This is a genomic window from Aliinostoc sp. HNIBRCY26 (assembly GCF_050235535.1).
Classification (GTDB): Bacteria; Cyanobacteriota; Cyanobacteriia; order Cyanobacteriales; family Nostocaceae; genus Trichormus.
Genome location: NZ_CP189852.1, coordinates 6,601,110 through 6,623,483, shown reverse-complemented (window position 1 = coordinate 6,623,483; position 22,374 = coordinate 6,601,110). Strand labels below are relative to the sequence as shown.

At 41.4% G+C, this 22,374-nt stretch carries 12 protein-coding genes; 4 read left to right on the top strand and 8 right to left on the bottom strand.

The window, feature by feature from the left end; translation table 11 throughout:
• Positions 1-483 precede the first annotated feature (483 nt).
• The gene (locus ACQFX9_RS27895; protein ID WP_427159770.1) at positions 484-1,467 is read right to left on the bottom strand and encodes a class I SAM-dependent methyltransferase; all 984 of its coding nucleotides are present in this window, start codon (positions 1,465-1,467) and stop codon (positions 484-486) included.
• Between the two features lie 416 nt (positions 1,468-1,883).
• Between ACQFX9_RS27895 and ACQFX9_RS27890 the strand changes: the two genes are divergently transcribed.
• Complete coding sequence (locus tag ACQFX9_RS27890; protein WP_427159769.1) at positions 1,884-5,948, top strand: DUF2157 domain-containing protein; 4,065 nt, start codon at positions 1,884-1,886, stop codon at positions 5,946-5,948.
• Positions 5,949-6,133: 185 nt separating this feature from the next.
• On the opposite strand, the gene ACQFX9_RS27885 is transcribed toward ACQFX9_RS27890, so the two are convergent.
• Complete coding sequence (locus tag ACQFX9_RS27885) at positions 6,134-8,788, bottom strand: filamentous hemagglutinin N-terminal domain-containing protein (protein WP_427159768.1); 2,655 nt, start codon at positions 8,786-8,788, stop codon at positions 6,134-6,136.
• A 317-nt stretch (positions 8,789-9,105) separates the two neighbouring features.
• Here ACQFX9_RS27885 and ACQFX9_RS27880 point away from each other — a divergent pair, with 317 nt between their 5' ends.
• Positions 9,106-9,429, top strand: a complete 324-nt coding sequence (locus tag ACQFX9_RS27880; protein WP_427159767.1) for a low molecular weight protein tyrosine phosphatase family protein — start codon at positions 9,106-9,108, stop codon at positions 9,427-9,429.
• A gap of 138 nt (positions 9,430-9,567) precedes the next feature.
• On the opposite strand, the gene ACQFX9_RS27875 is transcribed toward ACQFX9_RS27880, so the two are convergent.
• Positions 9,568-10,134, bottom strand: coding sequence for a hypothetical protein (locus ACQFX9_RS27875; RefSeq protein WP_427159766.1), 567 nt, complete (start codon positions 10,132-10,134; stop codon positions 9,568-9,570).
• Between the two features lie 111 nt (positions 10,135-10,245).
• Positions 10,246-12,804, bottom strand: a complete 2,559-nt coding sequence (locus tag ACQFX9_RS27870) for a penicillin acylase family protein (protein ID WP_427159765.1) — start codon at positions 12,802-12,804, stop codon at positions 10,246-10,248.
• 474 nt (positions 12,805-13,278) lie between these two features.
• On the opposite strand from ACQFX9_RS27870, the gene ACQFX9_RS27865 reads away from it, so the two are divergent.
• Positions 13,279-16,386, top strand: a complete 3,108-nt coding sequence (locus ACQFX9_RS27865) for a plasmid replication protein, CyRepA1 family (protein ID WP_427159764.1) — start codon at positions 13,279-13,281, stop codon at positions 16,384-16,386.
• A gap of 312 nt (positions 16,387-16,698) precedes the next feature.
• A complete protein-coding gene (locus tag ACQFX9_RS27860; RefSeq protein WP_427159763.1) occupies positions 16,699-17,370 on the top strand; it encodes a rhomboid family intramembrane serine protease in 672 nt (223 codons plus the stop codon).
• Between the two features lie 233 nt (positions 17,371-17,603).
• On the opposite strand, the gene ACQFX9_RS27855 is transcribed toward ACQFX9_RS27860, so the two are convergent.
• The 4 genes from ACQFX9_RS27855 to ACQFX9_RS27840 form a co-directional block, all read right to left on the bottom strand.
• Positions 17,604-19,781, bottom strand: coding sequence for a GumC family protein (locus ACQFX9_RS27855; RefSeq protein WP_427159762.1), 2,178 nt, complete (start codon positions 19,779-19,781; stop codon positions 17,604-17,606).
• 170 nt (positions 19,782-19,951) lie between these two features.
• Positions 19,952-21,283 (bottom strand): polysaccharide biosynthesis/export family protein, encoded by a 1,332-nt coding sequence (locus tag ACQFX9_RS27850; RefSeq protein ID WP_427159761.1) that lies wholly within the window; start codon positions 21,281-21,283, stop codon positions 19,952-19,954.
• Positions 21,284-21,344: 61 nt separating this feature from the next.
• Positions 21,345-22,076, bottom strand: a complete 732-nt coding sequence (locus tag ACQFX9_RS27845; protein ID WP_427159760.1) for a cyanoexosortase B system-associated protein — start codon at positions 22,074-22,076, stop codon at positions 21,345-21,347.
• A complete protein-coding gene (locus tag ACQFX9_RS27840; protein ID WP_427159759.1) occupies positions 22,060-22,305 on the bottom strand; it encodes a hypothetical protein in 246 nt (81 codons plus the stop codon). Before ACQFX9_RS27840 ends, ACQFX9_RS27845 begins: the two co-directional genes overlap by 17 nt.
• Positions 22,306-22,374: the final 69 nt, after the last annotated feature.

Genomic DNA, 22,374 nt, shown 5'->3' with positions numbered 1-22,374 from the left:
GAATCCACTCAACTTACTATCATTTAACACAAAAACTTACCAGGTGTTACTTAATAAACCGTCTTAATTACTCCTTACAAAAGGAGTAGACACCATCAATAATAAGTTTCTGACTACAAATACAACCAATCAAAACTTGTAGATCATCACTGGTAATACATTAAGTAGTATGTTTTGTGTTTCATGCTATTTGATGCTGGCAAAAAGTTGTGATTTTGCTTGCCAACATATACTTTATCTCTTCGATGAATTTTGTCAATACTTTAGTTGATTCATCGTAATATTACATCATAAAAAATTTGATTATTGAAACAATGGTTAAAAGAGGGAAAGGGAGGCAGAGAGAAGTCTGAGCGCGGGAACAGTTAATAAGCATCTGCTTAGAATTTTTGTCAAAGAATTAAATATAAATCATAAATATTTTCTTAATTTAGCAAGACTCTTTGTGTAGTTTGATGTGGAATTATTAAGCTATAAGCTAAGTTAGTTTGGGGAATTTTTGACTTGTGACTTTTGCTGTTTTTGATTTGCGATCGCCTGTCTGAAAATCTTGGGTAGCCAGAACAAATAATCATACCCTTGTTGCACTTGACTGTAAAGTGAAAATAGCTGTGCTTTACTTAGAAAAGTATAGGGTTGAATGGCTTTAAGCATTGATAAAAACTTATCTGTGGCTATGGCAGGAGTTACACCACTGACAAGATAATCATGTAAATGGGGTGGTAATTGCCAATTAATTGTCGGATCTGGCTGATGGATAACAGGCTCAACATTTCCTCGCCATGCAACGCCCATAATTTGCATAGTTTGATAAACCATTGTCTTCCAGCCTTTCGCCTTTAAATAATCCAAACCTGCGCCCACATCAGGAGACGCTAAATCATGAAATAAAATTAACGCATCTGGTTCTGCAAATTGTTCACAAATTATTGCATCATTTAGTGGTGCGGGTGTTTCATGATGACCGTCTATAAATATTAATGACCATTTACGTTGTAATTTATTAGCTATCTCTTCCACTTTTTGGGGGCTATAACCTGGTATGAGATTTACTGATTCTCGGACACCTGCTAGCTTGATTGAATCTGTCACACTTTCAGAGAATAAATCTTGAGATAGCATCGGGTCAATGACATCTAACTCAACTCCCCCTAAAGCTAAATGACAAGCCGACCAACCCATCCAACATCCTATCTCTAAAGCTTTTTTTCCCTGAAATTTTAAAGCGGTGTTGTAGAGAATATGTGCTTCATCTCGACTTACAAAGCCTACACCAGTCCGTCGTTTATCCACATAAAAGTTATGAGGAATATTCCGCCGTAAGTAAAACCAAGAAGAATCATATTTATTACCTAAAATCATATGAGGAAAACATGAATCTGGTTTAACTGTGGCTAATCCTGGTGAGACATAATCTCCTTTGGGAAAGATGTTAGATGCAATTGATTTTACTATTATTTCACTCATATATTCATCTATTTTAATATTTTAATTTGCTTATATATAGCAACCAAAAACAATAATCCATACCTGGAAGCTATGCCAAATATCACACAAATAATTTAATAATTATCGGTATGAATCTGCAAATGACCAATGCTCAAGGTTAACAGGACTTACGTAAAAATAACGTAACTCCGTCATTACGAGCGATAGGGAAGTAATCTCCCCTGACGCTTTACTCGTTACTCAGCACCAGCTAAACGCCGCGCTACGCTAACATTACTCATTACTCAACACTCAGCACCAGCTAAACGCCGCGCTACGCTAACGTTACTCAGCACTCAGCACTATCTTAGTCAGTAAAATAACTGGCATAGCGATCGCGTAACTATACCCGAAGACCATGATGATTGAGGTATATACTGTGCTACCTACGGCTTATGTCACCTCCTTTTGAGCATCCACCTCAAAAAATCGACTTAAAAATCTCCTCTAACCACCCCGAACTACTGACGGGTTTGGATATGTGGTTGCACTTGGGTTTAATCTCCGATACCCAAGTCAAACAAATTTGTCGGGAATATCTCTCCTGTCGTGTCAACTTACAGCCTGTAGTTGAACCTGAACCACAGCGAGTCCCCGTATCCACGACACGACTAGAAAGATCATTAATTGCTTATCTTCCAGAGGAAGAAAAAGCACCAAAACCACCAGCACGCCCCAGTGTGTTTAGCCAAATGTTGCAATCCTTGGGCGCAGAGTTAAGTGTGCGGTGGCTGCTGTTTTTGGGTGTATTTTTGGTTGTCCTCTCTTCTGGAGTCTTGGCGGCTAGCCAATGGGAGAGATTCCCCGCTTCTGGACAATATGGAGTTTTATTTGCTTATACTTTGAGTTTTTGGGGTTTAAGCTTTTGGGCTGGTAAACAAAATAACTTGAGGTTGACAGCACAGACTTTGCTGATTGTGACTCTGTTGCTAGTGCCGGTCAACTTTTGGGCTATGGATAGCTTCGGTTTGTGGCGTAATCCTCTAGATTGGTTGACAGTGGCGATCGCTGCTCCTATTCTAACGGTAATTACGGTTCTACTTTGTAAAAATCGCACATTTTTAATAAATCAACCCAGAAGCAATCTATCTATCGTCAATATTTTAGGATTAATTTACCTGCATTGGGGTTGGCAATTACCATTATTTCCCCTAGCGGCGATTTACGTGGCAATGGTAGGTACAACTATCTTGACGTTGTATCAGCATCGTCGCCAGCAACCCACACCCCAACAAGCATCAGGATTAGGAATTAATTTATATACAACTGTCATTATTTACGCTTTATTACTCCTGTTAACACGAGGCATATTTGTTGCTAGGGTGGATGTCACCCAATTAGGTTTAGCAATTGGAATTTGTGGTTGGTTAGGAACTTGGTTAACGCAGCAGAGAGGAGCAGGGGAGCAGGGGAGCAGGGGAGCAGGGGAGCATGAGGAAAACCGCGCACCTGTAATTAAATTAGATGCAATTTGGGCAAGACTTGGGGAAATTTTACTATTTTTGGGTTGGTTGGTGGCGGTATTTAATCATCCAGCCCAAGCTATAGCGGTGAGTGGACTGGCTTTGTGGGTGGTGACAGCCCGACTGTACAGATATAGCTTACACATTGATTTATTCTTACTGTTCGTTATTGGTTTACAGGCGATTTGGTTGGGTTGGCGGTTAGTTCCCTCTGGGTTACAGCAGTTGGCTATCACCGTGGGAACGCAACTTACCCAGTCGCAAAATGAACCTTGGGCTTTATTGAGTGTCGTGTTATTTCCCTACCTCGTGTTCATGGTGGTAGTGACAGAGACTCTAAACACAGCCCAGAAGCGAGATTTAGCCAAATTTAGCGAATTTCTTAGCCTGGTATTCGGAGCTTGTTTAACTGCGATCGCTACCGTTAATCCTACCTTGCGATCGCTCAATTTCTTGTGTTCTACCATCACTCTGGCAGTAGTCAGCAAGCGGCGTTCTCCCGTTCCTGTCCCCTTGGTGTATCTAACTCACACAATGGGAATGCTGACATTCTGCTCAGTCATTAATTGGCTACTACCGAATTTAGCATTGCATCTGTGGGCAAGTATTTTATTAATACTGATGCTGGGAGAGTGGGGATTTTGTCTGCTTAATACAGAACCAGCTAATATTCCCCCTTCCCTTGTAGGGAAGGGGGTTAGGGGGTTAGGTCAAAACATCTGGCGACAAAGCGCATGGCACATGGGATTTTTCCTGGCGGCGGTGAGTTTCTTGACTTTGTGGACAAATGCTCAAGCAGTCCTAGAAGCTTTTGAGGGTATACCTTCGCTACTACTGCAATGGCTGATATTCGGCACAGACAGCACCCCAAACTTTCAATCTCAAGACTATTGGGGAGTCATTTGGTTAACTACACCCATCGCACTCACGGTTTTAGCTAGTCGCACAGCTGAAAACCGCACTAAAAATAGCTTATCGGCCGTCATCGCTATATTTGTGGCACAGTTACTCACCCTGCCCCTACCAGGAATACAGTTAATTGGTTTAGCGGTGGGGACTGGTGTGATGTATGTCAACACTCGCCATCTACGCCAGCAAAAATTTGCCGCCATCACCATTGGTTTTGGTTTAAGCTTCATCGCAGCGTTACTGTGGGAAGGGATTCCAGGTTTACCGCGCCTAGCTAGACCAGGATGGTTGATTGTATGTGCGATCGCTATTTTAACCTTATGGTTGGGGCATCGGGCATGGGGCATCGGGCATGGGGAAGTCAATACAGACGAGGATTTGCCGCCGACTTTAGGGGGAATTTATGCCGCCGCTTGTGACCAATGGGCGATCGCATTATGTACTGTAGAGTTATTATTCCTCACCCTCTATTCATCCTCTGTTTATGTAGGTTTCACCCCTGGATTTTGGTATTTAATCGCCACCGCTATTACCTTAGTCGCCATTGTTTATCGCAGTTGGCGACAACCGACAAACTGGGCATTTTATGGGATTGGTTGGTGTGTAGAATTATTAGTTACCCAGGTGTTAAGCTTCGGCGGAGACTCTATCATTCGGGTTGCCATTGCTAACATTGCCTTGGGTTTATTCTCCCAACTTTTCGGCGAATGGTGGCGGCGTAGACATCAACTAACTAAACTTCCCAGCAGTTTCCACGTTTTACCAGTCATTTATGGTGTATTTAGTGTCCTGCTCAGGGTAAATGTCTTTACTAATTGGTCTGGGTTGTGTTCTTTAGGTGTAGCGTTAATTTTCGTCGGTGTTGGACGACGCAACCGCGAGTTAAAACCCCTGCTGTATTTGGGGATTATCGGCATTTCTGTTTCTGCCTATGAATTGCTGTTCTACCAAATGTTACAAGCCTCCGGCGGTGGCTTGGGCGATGGTTTAATTGCAATGGCTACCCTGGGAACTGGAATCATGTCCCTCTATCGGGTTCTGACTCCGTGGTTAGTAACGTGGTTACGCCTCAGTCGGCGCGAACTCCAAGAAATTGCCCATTTACATTGGGTTTGGAGTAGTTGCTTACTGATGGCTGCAATTTTCCAACCAATTGTAGTTAACCGACTGGTGGGTTTAGGAACAGGGGCATTTTTAATTGCCTACGCCCTATTACAAGGGAAACAAACCACTAATGCTAATCAACCCCCCGTCTTTGGTCGTATTCCTGTCACCGACTTGTGGGTTTACCTTGGCTTCCTCTTAGTGGCGGGGATGAGAGTTTATTGGCGAGAAACCGCCGTCGGACAATGGTTAACTGGCCCCTTAGTACCGTGGAATGGGGCGATCGCTTGCGTATTCGCTTACTTTTTATACCTGATTCCCTGGGAACGTTGGGGTTGGAATCAAAAACCTTGGCGGTTAGCCGCTTATATTTTCCCCTTAGTGATTCTCACAGAAACTAGGCTGGCAGTTTATCCCATTACCTTAGTGATAGCGGCTGGGTACTATATTTTACTCGCCAAGCTAAGGGAAAATATCCGCTTTACATATATTAGTGTGGTGTTGATAGATTGGGCGTTATTTTCGTGGTTACATAGTTTACGCCTGTATGATTCCCTATGGTATGTGACAGTGATTGGTTTATCCCTGCTGTATCTCGCTCAATTTGATCCTGCACTGCGACAACCAGAAAATAAACTCGCCCGTCACACCTTCCGAGTCATCGGTAGTGGTTTAATTTGTGGTTGGGCGATCGTATTTTATCAACACACACCCCTAATAGCAGGAGCCTCGGCACTAGCTTTCATCTTTGTGGGGTTAGCTTTGCGGATACGGGCATTCCTTTACGTTGGGACAATTAGCTTCTTATTCACCAGTATTTATCAACTAGTAATATTTAGCTTGCGCTACCCCTTCCTAAAATGGGTTGTCGGATTGCTAGTCGGTATTGCTTTGATTTCCATCGCCGCTAACTTTGAAACCCACCGTACTCAAATCACCTCCTTGTTGCGTAATACCAATCATGAGCTTGATGAGTGGGAATAAGCTCCGAATTCAAAATTCAAAATTCAAAATTCAAAATTAGGCGTTGCATAAATGCGGGATGAATTAAGCTTTTCTAGCAAAGTAAACTACCGATTTTTTGAGGCTTTGCGCCTACCGCAAGCGGTTCCGCATTAGCGGTATGTGCGAAATATCAATCATCCCACTCATCAGCAACGCCAACCGCTTTAGTTTGAGTGCAAACTTGTATTCAAAACCTCCGCACAAGTTAATGATGGTGGCAAATTCATCGAAGATTGATCGGCAATTAATTCAATTTTACCTTGGTGATTACGATGCCAAGATGTAGCTTGCACCGGAACTTCTGCTGATTTGGCAATTGGAGCTTGTACTTGTTGTGTTGTGCGGAATCGAGAGATATCACGCATATCAGACCAAGTGCGATCGCTCCTAATATCCTCACTAGGATTTTTGGGGACACCACCCCTTCCTATTGCCACAAAACTACTATCAGTGCTAGCAGCACAACCACTGGTGATTTTTTGGGATGGATCGGTGAAATTTTCTGGTAAGTCTACTAACCCAAAATTCTGATCAACACCAATATGGTTAATTTGCACAGTGCCATTGACGTTAAATTGAGAGCTAGCGGTAATGTCATTGGTGACAACTTCTCTAGGATTTAGCAGATTGCGATATTGCAACCCGATGATTCCCTGAGTTGTGATCTCAATATTCCCACCCCTTCCTTGCACGGCATTGGCAATAATGTCGCTGTTTTCTAAACCGACAATATTAGGAGCGTTAATTGTAATATTACCCCCATTACCACCTGCTTCTGCACTGATGTAACTGCCATTACGCATCAGTAAGAGATCACGTACTTGCAGGTCAATATTACCGCCTTCCCCTGTATTGGCTTCAGAATAAAGTTTGCTAGCTTGATCTAAATTCAGATAATTAGCCTGAATGAGCATATTACCAGCGTCTCCCGTCCCTTTGCCGCTAACTACAATTTCGCCGCGATCGCCAAGACTCAATTTCTCTGTACTCAAGTTTACCGAACCCGCAACACCAGGGCCTGTAGAAGAAGCGTATAACCCACTAGGGCCGGTAGCATCCAGCGAGTAAAGCAACTGACCACTCGGCAGTTGACTGACACCTGCAATATTAATGGAATTGGCTTGAATGGAAATATTTCCAGCTTGACCGTAGGTTTCAGTTGAGGTGGAAATTCTGCCTCCATCAAGTAAGTTAAGCTTACCAACATTAAAAATAATGTTGCCACCTTGTCCTTGACCCAGACTAATCAATTGTTCAGTCGCAAAATTATAGTTACCATTTGTTGAGGCAAAAAATCTGCTAGACACGCCTGTTGAAGAACTACCACCCACGGTTACTTCATCAGCATTCACAATAATGTCACCCGATGTGCCTTCACCATAAGTACCTGTACGAATACCAGGGCCATTTAAAACCTCTAATTTACCGACATTCAGAATGATATCTCCACCCCTACCTGTAGCGTATTCACGAATGCTGGTACTCATACCCGTCAAAAATGCAGGTTCACCTGTGGCAGTCTCACCTGTGATACTCAAATTATTTGCTGTCACGATAATATTGCCACCATCACCAGTACCTCTAGCTGTAGCACGCAATTCAGCTCCGTCTCGAATGTTGACTTGTGCTGCATCAATGACGAGATCACCCCCCTGACCTCGCGAACCATCCATTGTATTTGATGCTAGGGTACTTACACTAAATCGCCGTTTAGTCGGTGTATGAATTGCTTCCCCAATCACGTTGACAAATGTACTCTTGACTGTAATATTGCCCGAATCACCTATTCCATAAGCACGGGTGTTAATTTGCGCCCCATTCAAAACATTGAGAAGGGGTGTTTCAATGGTCACATCACCACCCCTTCCCCTAGCCGTTGGTTGGGAGTAAGCTGCAATTATAGTATTAGAGAGGGCTGGCCGACCAATTAATTCCAGGGATTCGGAGGCTTTGATGAGAATACCTTGCCCTGAGTCTGTGCCTAAAGTGTGGGAAGTGATACTTGAAGAGCCAGACAGAGTAATTTTTTGTCCCTGGAGAGCGATCGCACCACCTTGGTTTCCACTTGTATCAACCCTGGCTGCATTACTAAAGTTGATATTTTGGAACTGATTCACACCATTCAAATTTAAGCTAAATCCAGTAGTGTTTGTTGATAGTCCCACCAGGTTGTTTGCTGCGACACTGGCTAATTCCACCCTGCCATCGCTAGCAGTAATGCTACTCTGATCAAAAGTTAAGTTGTTTCCTACAAGTGCAAATGTATTTTTGGCTGGAATCGCTAATCTTGACCCATAAACGTTAATTGAGCCAGGATTACTGCCCATTTGCAAGCCAATTGGCACGCTGATAGTTAACAATGTGTTGGCATTGGGATTCACAGCACTAAACTCAGCACCATCAGCAAATTTGATGCTACTAGCAGTTGTGCCAAAAAATGAACCACCAATTTTTAAGCTAGCTTTGGCATCAAAAATAATCCCAGCTGGGTTGAGTAAGAATAAATTGGCAGTACCCCTAGCACTGATTTCACCTCTAATATGAGAAATATCACCACCAGTTACCCGACTAAAAATATTTTGGATATCATTAGTATTTTCGAATAATACAGAGCCGTTGCTGGGAATAGAGAATTGGCTGAAGCTATGAAATAAATTATTGCCAACACGAGTGCCATCAGTAATTGTGTAATTATCAATACCCTTAACAGTCGTTCTGAGAGTATTATCGGGACTAACTTGAGCTTGAACACTAATGTTGTAAATGACAGATATGAAAATTGCGCCAATGAAGCTAAATCCAGCCAAACTTACTTTCATCAACCTACCTCTAATTTTCTGCCCTGTATATATTTTTCCCAATCAAGTATGTTTTTAAACATGGCTATAGCCAGTAGTTTAAGTTTTAGGAAAAACTTCACACTTAAGCCGTTCCGCTTTAATTACCTGCGTAATATAGGGTTGATGCCAGCATATTTAATCATCGAATCCAAATCCTACATAGGACTCGTATTTGATTTTTGCGAAGCTAAGTACACTTTTATTTCTTCTTCCCTGTTAAGAGTTCCCCTTTCCCTGTCCCCTTCCTACGCAAACAATTTCACCGAATCAAAGCTGATTCCTATATAATTTAATTAATGAAAAAACTGTTATTTATTTGTAGTCAAAATCGATTGCGAAGCCCTACGGCGGAAGCTGTATTTGCTGAGTACGAAGGTATAGAAACAGATTCCGCAGGTTTGGATCACTATGCAGAAGTACCACTATCTACAGAGGCTATTGAGTGGGCTGATATTATTTTTGTCATGGAAAAATCACATAAAATTAAACTAGCACAAAAATTTCAGCCATTCTTAAAAAATAAGAGAGTTATCTGTTTAGATATACCAGACGAATTTGAATATATGGATGCTAAATTAATTGATATTTTGAAAAAGAAGGTACTAAAAATAATTACTTGATGTATTGATTATGGGGAAAGAAGACAAATTATTTTCAAATTTCCCCAATCCCCAATCCCCATTCCCTAACAAATAAAAACACCCCAGTCTCTCCAAGAAACTGGGGCATTAGAAGTATTATAAAGACAAATACAATGTCTACTTAGCACCACAGTAAGTATTAATTTCTTTGACAATTGTACTTTCGTCCACACTACTCTTTTGTAAGCTCACTAAAAAGCGATTCGCATCCCGGATATTCTTTTTATCTATAGCCGCAGCTGCATCATTTAAACCTTTGCTGATATCTTGATAGAGTGTGAGAAAGCGTCCCTGAAAACCTTTTAATTGTTCATCACTAACTGTCACAGCTTTCATTTCTGTGCCTATATCATTTATCTTAGTAGCAAGTTCAGTTAAGCTTTTAGACCCCTTGGAAGAATTGGGATTTTTGCCAAATTGTTGACCTAATGTTGCGGCTTTATTAGCTACTGTGATCACTTTATTACATTGGGCAACTTTACTTTCTCCGCATCCTGCAAATAATAATGCGATCGCAGTTACAAGAGAAAGGGTAGCAGTTTTTTTCAGCGTAAGTGACATATGTTGTGATTTCTCCAGCGAGATTTCCGTAAAAATGGGCATATAAAACAATGAGTTTACAAAAATATAAGTCAACGCTAGTTTCGCTTCTGACTTTTTTAGCCCTGTTACTTTATACTTCATTCTTTTTCAGAGGTGTATGGAATTACACTGAAATCGAAAAAAGTTAAATTAGATATACATCTTCCGTGATGGTTTTTCCGTAGATGAGAGAAAAAACTTTACTCACGAAAATTAATCGCTGGATTTTGGTGTTAATCTCAATATTGCTGTCGCTTGCGTTGTCACGGTTTTCTGCTCCCAAAGCATGGGGTGATATTTGAGATTGCGCCAAGGCTCAATCATATCAGCATAGTGTTTATGGAAAGCATGACCAGACTGTCCAGGCGTATGAATAGCCAAGGAATTATCCAAATTACTTAAATCGACAATCATGCGTAGTGAAGGAATATCAGTCACTTCAAAGGATTCATTCGCTCGCCAACGGTTAGCATTCACTGTTTCACCGTTTCCTGCTGTACTGAAAGCACCGCGATTAAATATAGATTCAATCAAAGCCACACCAGATTTTCCCAAGGTAGCGTTACGAAATGTAATGGTGTGTAATTTACCCCAATTCCAAGCTTGCGGGGTTTTCCCTTGAATAGTTTCTAATTCCTCTACAGCTTCTGTAAAAGCTTGTTGGAAGATTTGATCACGGGTTTCTACTTGGGTAGTTTTAGTATTATCCCACCACTTACTATTAGGCTGTTGGATGAGATTTTGCAAAACAGCATACCAGCGATCGCCCCCATTCGGAAAGTAGTCTCTTGATAATTGATCATGAAATGTTGCAGCTAGCAAATGTTTATAAAATACTTCAAATAAAGCCGCCGCAGATGATGTCATGTCTAGTTGCAAGTTCCAGTCTTGTAGAAGGTTTTGAGCAGCTTTTAATCTGGAATCATCAAAAACCATACTTTGCAGCAACGGCACTAAATTGCGGGCATTTAAATTGAGATTATCACCCTGAATTTTCTCCACATCTTTTAAAGCTATCGGCTGATTTTGTTTTTCGATCATCTCCACAATGCGCTGGGCGCGATAGCCATAAACCCAATCTGTAGTAATTACATAAGGATATTCTTGAGCAACTAAATTATTGGCAGTAGCTATATAACCTTGGGATGGGTTGAAGCTATAAGGTAATTTTTCAAAGTCTATATAACCTTGCCACTCATATTCATCAGTCCAACCAGGAACAGGGTAGCGTCCATTTCCTTGAGTACGAATTGGGAATTTCCCTGGCATTTGATAACCGATATTACCATCAACGTCGGCATAGACTAAATTTTGTGCAGGCACATCAAAATTACGAGCAGCAGCACGGAATTCTTGCCAATTTTGAGCGCGATTCATTTGCGGAATTGAGTAGACTAATTTTGTCGGTTCTAATGCTGTCCACCGCAAAGCCACAACATAGTTTTGGGGTAATTTGATTGCTTGATGAAACTGTTTTAAATTAGGCACAACATCAGAAAGAATCGGCCCATGTCTGGTGTAGCGGACTGTATGGACAAGGGGTTGACTACCAGCAATTTGAATAGTCTCTGGTACGAGTTTCATGTCTACCCACTTGCCATTAACTTCATATTGATTGGGGTTATCGGGGTTGATTTTCTCTATATATAGATCCATCACATCGGATTGTACATTAGTCACACCCCACGCAATGCGATCGCTATGTCCGACAATTACCCCCAACATCCCCGCAAAAGAAAACCCCGTTACATTGTAAGGACATTCAGCATTTTTAGTGGTGCAATGTAAACCCACCTCGTACCAAATTGAAGGCATTTGCACCGCTAAATGGGGATCATTCGCTAACATGGGGTTCCCTGTAGCTGTGCGCTTTCCAGCAATTACCCAATTATTTGAACCAATACCAACTCCGGTTTCCCCAATGAGTTTTTCTAGTGCCAACATTGGTTGAGTCATGGCTTCTAAAGTTGGTGCAATTTCTGCGACATCAGTAATTACAGGTTTGTGAGTTACTTTTGGGGTGGTTTTTCCTGTTTGCCACTCCGGCAAAATCACAGGCAAATCTTGGGGGTAGGCGGGAAAAAGTTCTTCGACTTGTTCAGGTGTGAGGGTTTTTAGTAAAACAGTACGTTCAATTTCGCTTTGAAAATTTCTGCCTAAATCGTAAGCCATCACCTTACCCCAAGTCAGGGAATGGAGAATTTCCCAAGGTGCGACTTGGTAGCTAGGATTGAGTAATTTTAATACTGCATATTCTAGACTTAATGCACTGCCTTGATGGGTTTGCAGATAGGCATTTACACCATCAGCATAGGCTTGCAAATCAGCTTTCATCTGTGCATCCATTGACTGGATTTCTTGTTGCGCTACCCTTGCCCAGCCTAGAGTTCGCAGATATTTATCTGTATCTAATTGCGAAGCACCAAACATTTCTGCTAATCTACCAGAACCAATATGCCGCCAAAAATCCATTTGCCAAAATCTGTCTTGGGCATGGATGTAACCCTGCGCCATAAATAAGTCGTGGGAGTTAGCTGCATAAATATGAGGTACACCCCATTGATCCCGTTGCACTCTCACTTCTGCTTTTATACCAGAAATGGCGATCGCTCCATTTTCTACAGGAAAAGAACGCCGAATTGTATAACCCAAAAAAGATCCTAACAATAACCCCAGCACTAACACTAAAACTACAAATATTTTCAGTAATTTAGATAACCGACGTTTGCGGATGTTTTTCATGTCTGGGTTGTTAGTAAAATCCTGCGACATTATACCGTTTGTTGCTGCTTATTTTTTCTGTTGATTTTTTAGTAAGATATATGACTTAGCTAATTTGCTAACACTGACAATAAAATAGTTTTTTGATGTCAATTCATCTTTAATTATCTGATTTTCCTCAGTATGTGGAGATATTTTCTTGTATCTGAAGAATATATATGGTGATTGCGATCGCTTATCTCAATATCTTGACAAACTTTGATTGACAAAGCTTAGAAGTTTGTGCTATTCATCCCACAAATGTAATAATACTGAAAAATATAATTTAATAGTAATTATTTTTACAATACAGGCTTATTACTTCAGCACCACATTCTCACAAAATGCCTCAGTATGGGAATCACCGATGTATTTCGGACAACGAAGTAATAAAAATATCATCAAATACTGATAAAAATCGCTAAGAAAAAACAAGAAAGGCGTGCTAAGTTTTAAATCCATCCTTATTCCGTTCGCGGTTGCCCCATGTATCTGCCAGACTTACACCCACAACACCTTGAAGAATTAGTCAAGCGTAGTGGTATAGATTTAGACTTGACACAACTAAATTTCCAGTCTCTCCAAGACGCAGCAGCCTACGAATATCTCTTAATTTCCGAACATCTCCCCCGCACGAACACAGGAATGGTGACAAGTGGTTGGTTGCAACGCTACAGTCATGTCACCACAGGTGGTTGGTGGTGTTCCGGTTTAGATCCTCTCCATCATTGGGAACCGATGGAGTGGGGTTGTTTTAAACCCAACCAACCACGCACCAATCAAAATGGTAAAACCATCAAATACGAACATCCCCCCAGCACACCTACCAGGATATTTTGTCTGCGGGTGACATGGAATATTTGGCAGCAAGTCTCCCAACGTTACAATATTGCCATCCCCAACCATTCCACCAGCAACGAACAAGGTGAAGCCGTCGGGTTTTGGCAATGGGTATTAGAAAATCAAATACCCATCATCATCTGTGAAGGAGTCAAAAAAGCCGCCACCCTCTTGACGCAAGGCTATGCAGCCATAGCCGTACCAGGAATTACCAGTGGCTATCGGGTTGTCAAAGATAAATTTGGCAAAGTTATCAACCGTCAACTGATTCCCGATTTAAATGTATTTGCACAGATGCAACGAACTGTATATATTTGTTTTGATTTTGAAACTCAACCGCAAAAAGTAGCAGCCGTTAGCAATGCCATTACCCAATTAGGTTGTTTATTTCAAGAACAAAAATGTCCCGTCAAAGTTATTACCCTACCGGGGCCAGAAAAAGGCGTTGATGATTTGATCATAGCTAAAGGTGCGATCGCCTTTGAAAAAGCCTATCGTCGGAGTCTAGATTTAGAAATTTATCTCGCTGAAATTAAACCCCATACAGAACTAACTATTCCCCCTGCTTTCACTATCAACCGTCCCTACTTAGGCGAAATAGCTTTTCCTACATCTGGACTAGTGGGAGTCAAATCAGCTAAAGGTACAGGTAAAACTACTGCATTACAAACAGTAGTCCAACAAGCTAAAACTAGAAATCAACCCGTATTATTAATCACCCATCGGATTCAATTAGGCAAATTCCTCTGTGAAAAAGTCGGGATAAAATGGGGATTAGGTAATCATGAAAATCTCGCTAGTAATGATGATGATTTATCTCCTCAAAATCATTCTTTAGGTTTATGTATTGATTCTATTTGGAAGCTGGCTCCAGAAAACTGGCAAGGTGGCATTATTATTTTAGATGAAGTAGAGCAATCTTTATGGCATTTGCTCAATAGCAGCACTTGCAAACATAAGCGTGTCAGAATTCTTAAATTATTCCAAGAATTAATTGCTACTGTCATATCAACTGGCGGTTTAGTGATTGCCCAAGATGCCGATTTATCAGATGTCTCCTTAGATTATTTACAAAGTTTAGCAGGCTGTAAAATCGCACCGTGGATATTAGTTAATCAATGGCAACCCCAACGTGGTTGGGATGTGACATTTTATGATTCTCCTAACCCCATACCGTTAATTCAGCAATTAGAGTTAGATTTATTAGCAGGGCGTAAATGTTACGTTACCACCGATAGCCGTGCTGGTCGATATAGTTGCGAAACTATTGAGCGTTATCTCAAAGAACGTTTAGAAAAACTGCGCTATCAGTTTCCTAAAACTTTAGTAATTAATAGCCAAACAACTAACACTCCAGGTCATGCAGCTGTTGATTTTGTTCCAGCAATTAACCAAAAAATTACTGAATATCAGACTCTCTTTGTTACCCCCAGCTTAGGCACAGGTATTAGTATTGATGTCCAACATTTTGATAGGGTGTATGGCATTTTTCAAGGCGTAATTCCTGATGCGGAAGCACGACAAGCATTAGCTAGAGTTAGAGATAATATACCGCGCATTGTTTGGTGTGCTAAACGGGGAATTGGTTTAATTGGTAGTGGTAGCACCAACTATCGTTTATTGTCTAATTGGTATCAAGAAAATCAAAAAGAAAACCTCGCCTTACTTAGCCCCCTGCATAAAATAGATGTTGATTTACCTCTAGTTTATGACCCTGTGCATTTGCGTACCTGGGCTAAATTATCAGCCAGAGTCAATGCTTCTCTTCGCCTCTATCGCCAAGCCATGCAGGAGGGATTGACTAACGATGGTCATCAAATCCGGCTCAGGAGTAATGCAATTCATAACAATATAGTCAGAGATTTAAGGTTAGCTTTCTTAGCAACTGATCCTCAAGATTTAGCCACTCGGAGAAGATTAGTCTTAGAAATTGTCAAAGTTCAAAAAGAATGGTCAGAAAAACGCCAAAAAGGTAAAGAAATTAAGCGTCAAATTAGAAAAATTAAACAAGAGAATCAACTAGTAGCCGCAATTAATGTTGCCAATGCTAAAGATATTGATTATGTAGAACATGAGCAGCTAGCTTCCCAACATTCTCTAACTGATGCCGAACGCTATCAAATTCAAAAATATCATCTCAGACAACGCTACGGCATTCCTATCACCCCCCTACTAAAAATTAAGGATGATCAAGGATACTATTCTCAACTATTAATTCACTATTATCTCACCCATGAAAGTGAATATTTCCACCTGAGAGACCAACAAGAATGGCATCAACAATTGTCGTTAGGTGATGGCAAAGTTTTCCTACCAGATTTAAAAATCTACACAGTGAAAATAGAGGCGATGAGAGCCTTGGGGATGTTGCAATTTCTTGAAAGTGATGCCAAATTTACAGAAGATGACCCGAAGCTAATCTGGTTGAAGGACATAGTATTTCAACACAGTAAGCATATTAAAAGAGTATTAGGTATTGACTTCATCAGAGTCAAAAATAGTATAACAGGGATAAAAATCCTCAGTCGGTTGTTAAACTTATTAGGCTTGAAATTACAGCGTATCCATGATTTTTACCAAATTGATGTAGATACCCTGAATGATGGTAGAGAGCAAATATTTACTATTTGGCATCAGAGAGACGAATTGATATTAGCTCACACCAAACAAATAGGAAACAACCACACAGATAACTTCGCTAATTGGCAACAACCAAAAGTCATAAATTCTCCAGTTTCTGTGATGTATAAGTAGCCATCATGAACTGCGTCCACAAGAAAACATGAAAAAGTTTTTACCCTAAACCCCTAAACCCCTATACCCCTTTTTCAAGCTAGAACAAGGTAAATAATTAAAGGTTGTAGTTTACCCCTCTGGAGAAGCAAGCTACTTGAAAAGAAAAGGACTAAAGTCCTTACTACGAACTTAATCCTAATTGTGGTATGGGGGCTGCAAACGTTTTCACCTATGTGTACTTATCTGGAAAATACGTTAATGACAGTGTGGTAATACATAGGCTATGAATTCGAGTTATATTGCAATTAGTAACCATTAGGAAAAGCACCTGTGTTTCCACTCTACGACGACAACCCGACCCGCATCACACCGTATTTTACTTACGGTTTAATTGGGATGAACGTTCTAATTTTCCTGCATGAATTGAGTTTGTCGAATGAGCAGTTGAATCTTTTTTTTAATCAATATGCAGTAGTCCCACAAGAATTAACTACTAATTTAGCTGGGGAGTGGACAACTTTATTTACCTCCCAATTTTTACACGGGGGGTGGTGGCACTTAATTTCTAATATGGTTTTTCTTTGGGTATTTGGTAATAATATCGAAGACCGTCTTGGTCATTTCAAATACCTCATTTTTTATTTAACTTGTGGTGCTTTAGCTGCTGCGTGTCAGTGGTTCATTGGGATGTCTTCAACTATCCCATCGTTGGGGGCTAGCGGTGCAATTTCGGGCGTATTAGGTGCGTATCTCATCCGCTTTCCCCATGCTAGGGTAACAACTTTGCTGTTCTTAGGTTTTTTCGTAACTACAATCAGTATTCCAGCCATGATATTGATTGGGGTTTTCTTCATTCAAAATGTCATCTCTGGATTAGTTAGCCTACAAGCTACTGCCAATATGAGTGTTGAAACAGGCGGAGTTGCTTACTGGGCGCACATTGGTGGCTTTGTATTTGGGATGATTCTCGCACCTTTATTTGGGCTATTCAAACGCGATTAAGAAGAAAAAAAAGGCGAAAGGAAAAAGGCAAAAGGCAAAAGTAAGAGCTTTTTACTTTCGCCTTTTTTTACCCCTAATGACTAATGACCCCGCTAAATTCTAAATTTAGCGGTCTTCAATTAGTGGTAGGTTCAAGCCACCACTAATTGTCTTTAATTTTGAATTTTGTTAGCGCAGCGTTAGCGAGTCCGCGAGCGTCATTTTGAATTTTGAATTGGAGCAAAGCGACTTGACTATTGACTATTTGCACCAACAGAAACTTCTGTTGCTTCATCTTGAATTTCAGGTTCCTCTGTAGATACAGATTCCACTGAAGGAGGTAGGGAAATAGTGATGTCAGCACCGTTGATGATAGTTCCTACTAAACCCAGTTCAGCTTCTACTAATTGATCAACTGCTTCACCTAACATATTTTCTTGCGTGTAGTTAGGTCTTGCTACTAAGACCATGCCATCACTGTAAGGTTGAATTAAGAGGGCATCATTAGATAAACTCAGGGGATGAGTATCTAAGATGACCAAATCGTAGCGTTCCCGTACATCTTCCATCAGCCGCCGGATTTCACTCGACTCTAAGACAGCCGCAGATTGGCGTACAGGGCCAGGACTGGGAATGATGTAGAGGTTTTCCACATCGGGGACTAGGCGGATACATTCGCTTAAGCTGCCGTAATAACGCAGGGGTTCTAGATTGGCATCGGGGTCTGGGTTGACTCTGAGTGATAAACAGCGTGAAGGCGATCGCAAATCTGTTTCAATGATCAAAGTTCTCTTTCCTGCGCGCGCTGCCGCAATCCCCAGGTTGTAAGCACTAGTAGTTTTACCCTCATTAGTGCTGGTGCTAGTAATTAATACTACTTTTAAGTTCTTTCCACCAAAGCGGCGCAGGTTACTACGTAGCTTTTCATAAAACTCTAAATACACAGACTCAGCAGACAACACCACGGGTATACCTTCTGGTGGTAAATCATCCACAGGCATTAAAGGTATTTCTCCCAGCAAGGCAACTTCCCGTTGTTTGAGGCTGTCGCGGATATCTTCTCTGGTGCGGAATGTACCTTCGAGAGAACCCAATAAGAAAATGATCCCCCCGCCAACTACAAAACCCAAGAACCCACCCACAGCTAAAGTTAAGACTACACTCTTAGGTTTCTTGGCATCAGCGATTACAGTGATGCCTCTGGCAACACTAAAACTACTGACTGTTTCAGCTTCAGCTGTTCTAGCATCAGTGAGTTTAGCCTGCATTTGATCAAACACAGCCTTTTTGAGTGCCACTTCCTGTTCTAAGCGCGATCGCTCTAACTGTTTGTTAGGTATTTGGGAATACTCCTGACGCAGTTGCAGTTCTTCGCGGACTTGTTGTGCTAATTGTTGTTGCAGGGTTTCCCGTTGCGTCTGCAAAGCCACCATCTGGTTTGCCAACTGTTGTCTTGCTGGATCAAGGTTACTTTGCGCGCGGATACCTGTGATATTTCCCGCCAAAGGTGCGGCTGTACCACCACCACCAACCACCTCTGCGGCTCTTTGTTGCAGCAATTCCTCAGCAGCTTGTTTTTGCCGCATTAACTGGATCATGGTGGGATGTTCTGGTCGTAGATCCTTACTCAGCAGAGCTATTTGTGATTCAGTTTGATAAAGTTGTGTCCGTAAATCAGCCAGAATTGGGTCAGCACTTAAAGCCGAAGAAACGTAAGCCTGATTAACATTTAACCCTAACTTTTCTTGGAGACTACGAATTTGGGCATCAATCCCAGTAATAGTTTGTTGAATAATTCGCTGTTGGTTTTGACTGTTGGTGACAGCATTTAATAAACTGCCGTTTTCTGCTGCCAATATGGCGGGACGTTCCCGACGGTCATATATTTCTAGTTTCTTTTCAGCTGCTTGTAGTTCTGATTTAGCTTGTGGGATGCGTTCATTAACTTTTCCAATAATGGCTCTTAAACGCGTTGTATTGACATCGCTACTGTACTGGATCATGCCATCCATTAACGCCTTGACGACTTCTTGGGCGCGTTTAGGATCAGTATCTCGATATTTAAGTTCAATGGTATTCGAGTCTAATTTCCCAGTTCTAGCGTTTCTTTTTGGTAACTTGAGGTCTACGCTACTAGCCAAAACTTTCGGTTTGATACCCACCGTTGTCGAGACGCTTTCAATTAGCTGGTCTGAGAGCAAAGATGTTGCATCTAGTTCTTTACCCTGTTCTTGAATTTCGCTACCAGTTGTAGAAAAAGACACAGGCGGGCCGGAATAGGTTAATGCGCTGTCAGCTATGTAGGTTGGTGGTGGCTCTGGCTGGATAGCCACTACTGTTGACCCCGCCACAATTAAAGCAAAACTGGCTAGTCCAACCCATTTGTATTTTTCAAAAGCAATGATGTAACGCTTAACAATTGGTGGGGTCATAACAGAAACATAGGTAAACAGACGATGGTTGATGGAATCGGCGATCGCTAGTTGTCATTGTAGTTACTAGTTATTATTCATGATCAATGATTCTTTAGTCACCCCCGTGTTTCATTTTGCTACATTCTTGATTGTGTCTTGACAAACTAAACATATTAAAAAATTTCTTCTTAATTGCCACCACCAAAATTATTAAAGAAATTGAGGAACGAACGCACGTTGAAAAATGGCTGAGTAATAGTGCTAAGAAAGTTAGTAATACGTCCAATCAGGTTGCGTCCCACAACAATCACATCATTATCTTGCAGTGGCACATTTTGAGAAACATCACCACTCAAGGCTTTTTTCGCATCTAATGATTGAGTGACAGCTCTACCTCGTTCTGGGTCAAAGCGAATTAAAGCCATATCCCGCAGATTTGCCGTATCCAGGTTAATTCCACCCAAAGCATCTACAAAGTTACTACCATTAGGCAGAGTTTGTGTCACAAGTCCCCCAGCCGCATAATTTAAGACTCTGACTCTAATTTGTGGTGTAGCTAAGGAAGAACGAGAGACTAAAAGGCGGTCATAACCATCATCTGCACCGATTTCTCGTTTCGGCACAATAATCGCATCCCCATCTTGCAGACGTAAACTAGGTAATGAACCATCGTTTTGCAATGTGCCGTATAAATCGATATTTTGTGCGATCGTTGAACCATCCGTCAGGCGACGACGTACCTGTATTTGACGTAAGTCAGCAGTAATACTAGAACCACCAGCTAACAACAAAGCATCAGCTACACGGGGTAAAGCAGCAGAAACATTATAAATACCTGGACGAAATACTTCCCCACTAATAGTTACCTGCACCGGACGAGGATTAGCTAAAGATACGACCAATAAAGGATCAACTGTAATCCGGCTCAGACTTAAACGAATCTTTTCCTGTGCTTCTTCTAAGCTTAAGCCTTGTACAGAAACCGTACCAATTTGCGGCACTACAATATTGCCTTCTGGACTCACTTGAGCTTGAAAACTCAAATCTGGACGCGCCGTCGCTAAAGATAAAACTACAACAGGATTAATTACATAACGATTGAGCAAAGAACGGATTCTCTCTTGTGCCTCTTGTAGAGTTAAACCTTGCAGTGGCACTGTTTCTAATAGTGGAACAATGATATTACCTTCTGGGTTAATTGCTGCTTGAAAGCTCAAATCTGGAAAGCGTTGCACAATCACACTAACTACATCTCCAGTTCCCAAACGATAGGGGCCAGGAGGACGTTCAAAGGTCACATTAATGACATCCCCAGGCCCCAACAAATAACGATTGAATTGAGGTGCAATTTCATTATTATTGCTAGCTGGTGTTGTTTCTCTATCTGGTGGTGGAGAGGGGAATTTAACTGGTAACTCCTCTGAAGGTGGTGTTGGTGCTTGAGCAAAAACAGGCTGAAAAATATTTAAGAAAACCCATACTTGAAAAGTTAAACAAAATAGGGCGTTAAATACACGCATATCACAGGTGTTAAAAATGAACGTTACTGATTTGAGAGTGGATTGCCAGGAGTGATTATACTTATTTAGTAGTATTGAAAACCCCAGTCATTAGTGTAGATTGTACTGTTTCACCAATAGACTGTGCTAAAGGCCAAGTAGTTTCCACCTGGCCTAAAGGTTCCATAGGCACAAGAATACTGACAGCAACCCAAGGTTGACGCTGTTTTTGCCATTGCGCTAACTGATCTGCTAAAAACCAACGAAACGGAGTGTAATATCCACTATGCGGTAAAGCATACCATTGTAAAACCGCAAAAGTGTCTTGATTGGTAGAAACGCGGAAAAACTGCGCCTCTACCGTAGTTTCCGTATTTCCCCCTGGAGAGGATTTTTTGACAACAAACCTAGCTGAACGTTCTTGCGCTATGTCCCATTTTCCCCAGCGTCCCTTACCCCAGCCGTTAACGTCTGTCCATTCAATTTCCGGTTGGTCTTTGGGGCCATTTTGTGGCAATAATAACAAAATGGCCTTGTTTTTTGTACTTTCTTGTTGAAGTACCTGTAAAGACCATTTATGTTCACCTATTTGCTGTTCTACTTGTTCAACGGTTTTCCACCCAGGCAAAGTTAAACCCTGACTACGTATCTTTTTGATTAAGTTGAGATTAGTCACAGGTGGAGGTTCTTTCCATTGCCATTTGCCTGTGATGTAACCTGGTACTGCTCCTGTTATTAGTAATAGAAGCAACAGCAACAGCACTATAAAATGAGGCAAATACTTGTATTTAAATAGTTTAGATAGGGAAAGCATCAGTAAAAATTGCTATATTCAAGCAAAATTCTACCTGAAAAAATGACACTGTAGGTTCAGTGGAATTAAGGGTTAATGGGGATTGGGGATTGGGGATTGGGGATTGGGGACTAGGGAATGGGGACTGGGGACTAGGGAATGGGGACTGGGGACTGGGGACTGGGGACTTGTACTGAGCTTGTCGAAGTATTGGGAACTGAGAAAGCAAGGGAAGAAAAACTTCAATCATTACTCATTACTCATTACTCAGCACTCAGCACTCCCTTCCCTGATCCTTAGACTTAGAAAATGAAATATT